Origin of the sequence: Fibrobacter sp. (genome assembly GCA_024399065.1) — a bacterium.
GTDB lineage: Bacteria > Fibrobacterota > Fibrobacteria > Fibrobacterales > Fibrobacteraceae > Fibrobacter.
The window spans coordinates 1-7,118 of the sequence record JAKSIB010000068.1 but is presented as its reverse complement, the minus strand read 5'-3'; the positions used below and the strand labels follow the sequence as shown (position 1 = coordinate 7,118).

General features: G+C 40.9%; 5 protein-coding genes. 4 read left to right on the top strand and 1 reads right to left on the bottom strand.

All coding sequences use genetic code 11. The features are described 5' to 3' along the window. On the bottom strand, positions 1-391 hold a 391-nt coding region (locus MJZ25_16195), incomplete at its 3' end, for a hypothetical protein (protein MCQ2125716.1). A 226-nt stretch (positions 392-617) separates the two neighbouring features. Here MJZ25_16195 and MJZ25_16190 point away from each other — a divergent pair. From MJZ25_16190 to MJZ25_16175, 4 genes are all read left to right on the top strand, one after another. Then, positions 618-2,186, top strand: a complete 1,569-nt coding sequence (locus MJZ25_16190) for a T9SS type A sorting domain-containing protein (GenBank protein MCQ2125715.1) — start codon at positions 618-620, stop codon at positions 2,184-2,186. A gap of 96 nt (positions 2,187-2,282) precedes the next feature. Continuing rightward, positions 2,283-3,530, top strand: coding sequence for a hypothetical protein (locus MJZ25_16185; GenBank protein MCQ2125714.1), 1,248 nt, complete (start codon positions 2,283-2,285; stop codon positions 3,528-3,530). Between the two features lie 341 nt (positions 3,531-3,871). Then, positions 3,872-5,404 carry a T9SS type A sorting domain-containing protein gene (locus MJZ25_16180; protein ID MCQ2125713.1) on the top strand — a complete coding sequence of 511 codons (1,533 nt, stop codon included), beginning with the start codon at positions 3,872-3,874 and terminating at the stop codon, positions 5,402-5,404. A gap of 9 nt (positions 5,405-5,413) precedes the next feature. Then, positions 5,414-6,709 (top strand): hypothetical protein, encoded by a 1,296-nt coding sequence (locus MJZ25_16175; protein MCQ2125712.1) that lies wholly within the window; start codon positions 5,414-5,416, stop codon positions 6,707-6,709. The last annotated feature ends 409 nt before the right edge of the window (positions 6,710-7,118 follow it).

The following is a 7,118-nucleotide window of genomic DNA, read 5'->3' as shown; positions in this document are numbered from 1 at the left end:
CGACCACCCCGGGAATGTCAGCAGAAAATATTTTGGAGTTCCCGAACACCTCGGGAATGTCAGCAGAAAATATTTTGGAGTTCCCGAACACCTCGGGAAAGTCAGCAGAAAATATTCTGGAGTTCCCGACCACCCCGTGAACGTCAGCAGAAAATATTTTGGAGTTCACGACCACCTCGGCAATGTCAGCAGAAAATATTTTGGAGTTCCCGACCACCCCGGGAATGTCAGCAGAAAATATTTTGGAGTTCCCGAACACCTCGGGAATGTCAGCAGAAAATATTTTGGAGTTCCCGAACACCTCGGGAAAGTCAGCAGAAAATATTCTGGAGTTCCCGACCACCCCGGGAATGCCAGCAGAAAATATTTCGAGACCGTGCAAGACCTGCATGATCGTTTTAGAAAATCTAAAAACAGCATTTCAGAGCATCTGGTTTTAGATTGCAAGCATTGCACTGCGGGAAGTCCAAGGTGCAACCATGGTTTGCTTAAAGACTGTAAGCAAACAAGCAAATTTCATTGTATCAGCGATTTTTGTCGGTAAAAATTTGGTGGTTTCAAAAAAAATGGTTAGTTTTGCCGCACGAAGTAACTAATATAATTAAAACAACAGATATATGAAAAAGCTACTTTCTTCAATTTTGCTAACTTGCGCACTCCTCGCAGTTAGTCTGGCTTCTAATGCAACTATCCACTATGTCTATCCTGGCGGCAGCGGTGCGAAGGATGGTTCGTCTTGGGCTGACGCAGCCCCTGATATTCAATACTTGTTAACCCCACCTTTAATAGTTGTACCTATACCTACGCCACCATTTTTTGACACAATTCAGCCTCAATTAGTGTTTGACAGAGACTCTATCTTTGTGGCAAGCGGTACTTATCAACGCGTTTGTATGCATAAAGAAGGTTATCAAGTCAACAATGTCACAACCGATAGTTGTGCTCTAGAAAAACTCCATTTCTATGGTGGTTTTAAAGGGTATGAAACATCCTTAGAACAACGCGGTGATTGGTTGGCAACACCATCTATTATTGATGCTCAAGGAGGAAGGGCTGTTTGGTTTGAGCACCCAACACCTGGTGCTGGCGATGTGGTTTTTGACGGTTTCATCGTCACTGGTGCAGGCCGAAGAAAAGAAGCTTTTAGAATTGTAAATGTAAACACATGGATTTCACACGTTATCATCAAAGACAACAATGGCATTCCATTCTTTTTGGAACACGTTCCCTTTTCATCAAATGACGATTCATATTCAGAAACAGCATTGAATAATGTTGTAGTAATGAACAATCTGGGTAGCGGATGGCCTGCATCTGTTGCAGTTTCAGCCTTCTCACAACTCAAGGTTTTCAATTCTACAATAACCAAAAACACTTGTGATAGCGTTTATTATCAAGGCGACCCCCTCGCTTTATTTTATTTCTACTCATATCAATCTGACTTTTATTTCTACAATTCAATAGTATACAATAACTTGAATGCAGGAACAATCGTAAATCGTAGTTTCCCCGGGCACTCTCCAGAACTATATTACAAAAATTCAATCATAGAGTCTACATCCAACCCGATGTCTGATTGGAATGTATATGGAACTGATTTAGGAAACACTCTTGACGTGAATCCTATGCTTACATCAGGCTATCGTCTTCTCTACGGTAGTCCGGCAATCAACCTTGGTGATGTCAACGACTACCCATTCTTCCAGTCCATTATGCTTATGAGTCAAAGCCACCCACATGCATTTTGGTACGCAGATGCTGACTACAGGGGACGATTCTACGTCGACCCGTCCAATCAGATGCATTTGGATGCTGGTGCTGTCCAATACAAGGGAAACAGCAGTTCCTTCAAAGATCTGGAGTACTGGTTAAAGAAAAAATATCCGTCCAATATCAGTGCACAAACAAACTCAACAGACAGCCCTGATTCTAATGTAACCTACTTAGGACAAAAACCTATGGTATATCCAACGGTAACAACTCCTGCACAACAGATAAACATCACAAATATCCCCGAGAACTCAGCGGTTTGTCTTACCGACATTCTTGGACGTATGATTTTCTCTGCCCCACTATCCAAAGGGGAGGATATGATAACTTCTCCGCAAGCACCAGGTATGTACCTTCTCGTAATAAGCCAAGGCAACAAAGCTGTATCCAAGGAGCTCATCATCGTCAAACAATAAAAACATAAACTTATGAAGCACCTCAACGCCTATCTTCTGATTGCTTGTTCTTTCATTATTAGTTTTGCTTTTAGTAGTTGCAAACCAGACTTGCAGGTGTCTGATGTCCAGTATTACACCGCATTAAATGGAATATACTTGCTAAACAATAGCAAACTCTCATGTATTCAAACTCAAAGCGACTCATGGAAAGATAGTACTGGAAACGATTGGGCTTTTTATTCATACGCTTCTGACTATTATATTGAAAATTCAAACACCTATGAGGTAGGTTTCTATTTGCCAGATGTAGCTGGTTTAGAGATAGATCCTGTAAGAAACTCTTTTGGTTATTCTGGAAGGGTGTATTTAAAAATCAATGGGGTGATGAAATATTTTGATACAGAGCCCAAAAGCAGCATCTCTCCGAAACTGATTTCCGCAGATGATGGCATTTACGTATTTTTTGATGAAACTCAACCAACAGGAGAAACAGACAGGTTGGGAAACGCAATGTATAATCATATTTATAAAGTGTCAAAAGATGGAGGAGTTCCATTTGAAATCGCAACTCAAGCACATTCTGAAATTGGCGGTCCAATTGCAATCTTCAATGCAATAAAAAAATATGAAAACAATTTTTATTTTGCCGGGAAAAAAGGGCAAACACCCTACTTCTGTGAATCAAAGGACCTAAGGCAGCCATACATACTCTCTATGGCAATCGGAGAAGCAACTGATTTTTGCAAAATAGGCAACAAATTTCTCATTTGCGGACAGACTGATAACTTAGCCCGTTTTTGGACCCTTGAAGGAAATAATCTTGAAGAATTTGACCTACCCATATCTAAAGACGCCACAGAATCTTGTGCTGGCGTTATAGACCTTGTTGGCAATGACATTTATATCGGTGGCAGAATCGGAACGAAGCCTGCCATATGGAAAAATGGAGAAATCTATGCAATCTACGAAGAGTTCCCTCCACACCAAAACCCGTACTATATAGACAATCGTCCAGATGTTCGTTTCTACTATCATTCTGGATTCGTCAGAGCGCTTCGAGTTGTAGGAGACAAAGCATATTCTATTGTGGAAACAAGCAATGCTCCAAATTCATTTGGCTATATTGACAACAAACTAATGGCTGTAGAGTGGGATTTTTCAAAAGACCCTGTAACCTGTCAGTATAGATACGACTTGGTCGAGATGCTCCGAGACGGTTCAATCTACCTTTACGAATCCTTTTACCACAACGACCTTTACAACTTATGGATTCCCGGTTTAGTAGAGCCTTATGAGACATATTGGGACGATTTGAAATTCACCACTCCACGCATCGCATTGCAATACGCAAAAGATAAATAATATATTATTTAACACCCTCAGCCTCGCTCACACAGCGGGGCTGATTTTGTTTTACAATAGTTCAAGAAACCATCATTTCAAAGCGTGTGGTGTCAGATTGCAAGCGTTGCACTGCGGGAAGTCGGAGGTGCGACTATGGTTTGTTTAAAGACTGTAAGCAAATAAGCAAACTTCATAGTATCAGCGATTTTTGTCGGAGAAAATTTGGTAGTTTGAAATTGTTTAATTACCTTTGCTGCGCAAGACAGGTGGCGGTTCGGCATAGGTCAAGTAAGCTTACCTCTGCTCAAACCTTGCACTATCTTTGCAGCGATAACTCACAGAAACAAAACAACACGTCTATGAAAAAACAACTTATTTCCTTTTTGCTAACTTGCGCACTCCTCGCAGTTAGTCTGGCTTCTAATGCAACTATCCATTATGTTTATCCAGGCGGCAGCGGTGCGAGGGATGGTTCGTCTTGGGCTGATGCGGCTCCGAACATTCAGGAACTTTTGACACCGACAGGTTCTCTGGCAATGTCAAGACCGATTTACCTTGCTGACGATGACACAATTTTCGTAGCTGGCGGAACATACGATAAAGTATGGATGCATCGTGCAGGATACGACACCACTCATTTATACCGATGTGGTCTGTGTAGACTTCATTTCTATGGAGGTTTTAGAGGCACAGAAACTAGCCTTGACCAAAGAACCGATTGGACATCAAACCCATCTATAATCGACGCTCAAGGCGACCGCGCAGTTTGGTTTGAAGACACCATTCCTTGTGCTGGCAATGTCGTGTTTGACGGTTTCATCGTAACTGGAGCAGGAAGGAGAAAGGAAGCTTTCAGAATTGTCAACACCAATGCTTGGATTTCACATGTTATCATCAAAGACAACAAAGGTATTCCATTCTACTTGGAACATACACCATACTACCCAAACAATGATTTCTACGCAACAACGTCCTTGGTGGATGTCATTGTAAAAGACAACTATGGAGAAGGATGGCCTGCCTCTTTGGCAGTATCTGCCTATTCACAATTTAAGATATACAACTCCACAATTGTATGGAATGATTGTGATTCTATGTGGAACAATCATCCGCTTTCTTTGTATTATTCTTACGCCAACAAATCAATCTGCAAAATCTACAACTCTATTGTTTGGAAAAATGGCTATGGAGATAGAATTATCGATGCTACTTATGGTCAGTATCCTCCAGGACTCTATTACCAAAATTCGATTATAGAACACATCTCCGACCCAACTTCAGATTGGGCAACATATGGACACGACATGGGAAACTGTGCCGACACAGACCCGATGTTGCAACCCGATTGCTCACCTCAATATGGAAGTCCAGCTATTGGTTTTGGCGACTATCAGTTATACCCCTATTATCAAGCCTATTTATTGTATTTGTCGCATCATCCATTTGCCCATTGGTTTTATGATGTGAACAATAACGATCGTTTTAATTTTGACTTCAATTCTCATACTCCTCTGATAGATGCTGGAGCTATCCAATACTACAAAAATAGTATTGACGAAAGAACTATTATTGATTGGTTGAACAATACGGATATTATGGGCGGCAATGTAATTTCTCCAATTGAATATGCTCCACCCGTACCACCGACTAATTATGTCCAAAGCATTCCTTTGATTACCCCTACAAAAGTTATGGTCAACCAACCTATTTATATTAAAAACATTGCCGATAAGTACACGGTATCTGTTATTGACATAAGCGGTCACATAATCTCACAATCTTCTTTGAGCAACGACGCAACTATTAGCGCTCCTGCACAGAATGGTTTATACATGGTAGTTGCAACACAAGAGGGAAAAACATGCACGAAAGAAATCATCCTTGTAAAATAATATAATACCATGAAAGCAAAAACTGCATACAAACCAATAGTACTGACGTGCATAGCAACGATATTGTTGACGGGTTGCCGACAAGAGATGGAATTGTCTGGGGCGAATTACTACTATACCTTCAAAGCAGGTGATGTTTCCTATTGCCTTCAAAACAGCAATCTGACTATACTTTCAAACAACAACTATTATAGTGATTCAATTGATGGTCAGCTAACCCACCATTTTGATATAAATACTTATAACGACTGTTATCTAAACAACAACAATATCTACTATATAGGAAACCACCAGATAACAGAAGAATGGAACGAAGGTGCCCCACATTATTTTTCACACAGAGACCTGAAGTTCTCCGAAGCGTTCCTCGAAGTCAATGGTGTACGTAAATATTTTCAATTTCCTGGGAAAAATGAGGGGTTGATAATTACCGTTGACGGCAACGATATCTATTATATTTTTCGCTCAACACAAACGACTGCCGAGATGACTTACGAATCCTATTATGTATCAAAGAATGGCGAAGAGCCGACTCTTTTGGCCCAACAACAAGAGGAAATCTACAGCCTCAGAAAGGCCGAAATCAAAAGATGCAAGATGATTAACGGCAAGTTGTATCTCGTGGGAGTAAAGGATGGCGTTGGTTTCTATTGCGAAGCTACCAACTTGAGGACGCCATATTATGTCTCTGACTGGAACGGTGGAGCATACGATATCTTAGAGAAAGATAGCGCTTTGTTTGTCTGCGGCAAAAATGACGGCAAAGCTTATGTCTGGAAGGATGGTTCGCCTATCGAGTTGGAATTTCCAAATTATGCCGTTGAGTCTGAAGCAAGAAGCATGGCTCTCGTAGGTGAAGACTTATATGTCGGAGGAAGAATTGACAAATATCCTGTCATCTGGAAAAACGGAAAGATATATGCAACATTTTTTGAATTTCCACCGGTCAATTCTCCTTATCATATTGAAGGCGAAACACAATCTTTGGATCATAAAGATATTACAGAAGAATGGGGTTATGTGATAGATATGGTTGTGGCTGGCGACACGATTTATTCCATAGTTGAAACCGACAATTATGCCAACGACAATAAACGATTTGCACTGGAATGGCATTTTAGAAACGGCAAAGTCTACTTTGACTACGATTACGACTTAGTAGAGCTGATAAGAAGCGGACAAATAAAGTTACATCCATCATTTTATGGGAACGTCAACAACATTGGTTGGGTACTTTGGCCAAGAACCTATTTCGGTACACCTCACATCGCACCTCGCTACGTGAAAGCAAAACGAAAGAAATAATTTTCATATACCTCATACCCCTCAGCCTCGCTCATACAGCGGGGCTGATTTTGTTTTACAATAGTTCAAGAAACCATCATTTCAAAGCGTGTGGTGTCAGATTGCAAGCATTGCACTGCGGGAAGTTCGAGGGTGCGGCTATGGTTTGCTTAAAGACTGTAAGCAAATAAGCAAATTTCATTGTATCAGCGATTTTTGTCGGCAAAAATTTGGTAGTTTGAAATTGTTTAATTACCTTTGCTGCGTAAGATAGGCGGCGGTTCGGCAAAGCCAGTGCAAACCGAATGCAGAGGGAAATTTGTTTACCTATGCTGAAGTGAAGCCTGGATTATCTAAAACTTAAGCAAGCTTAGTTCTGCTCAAACCTTGCACTATCTTTGCAGCGATAACTCACAGAAACAAAACAACA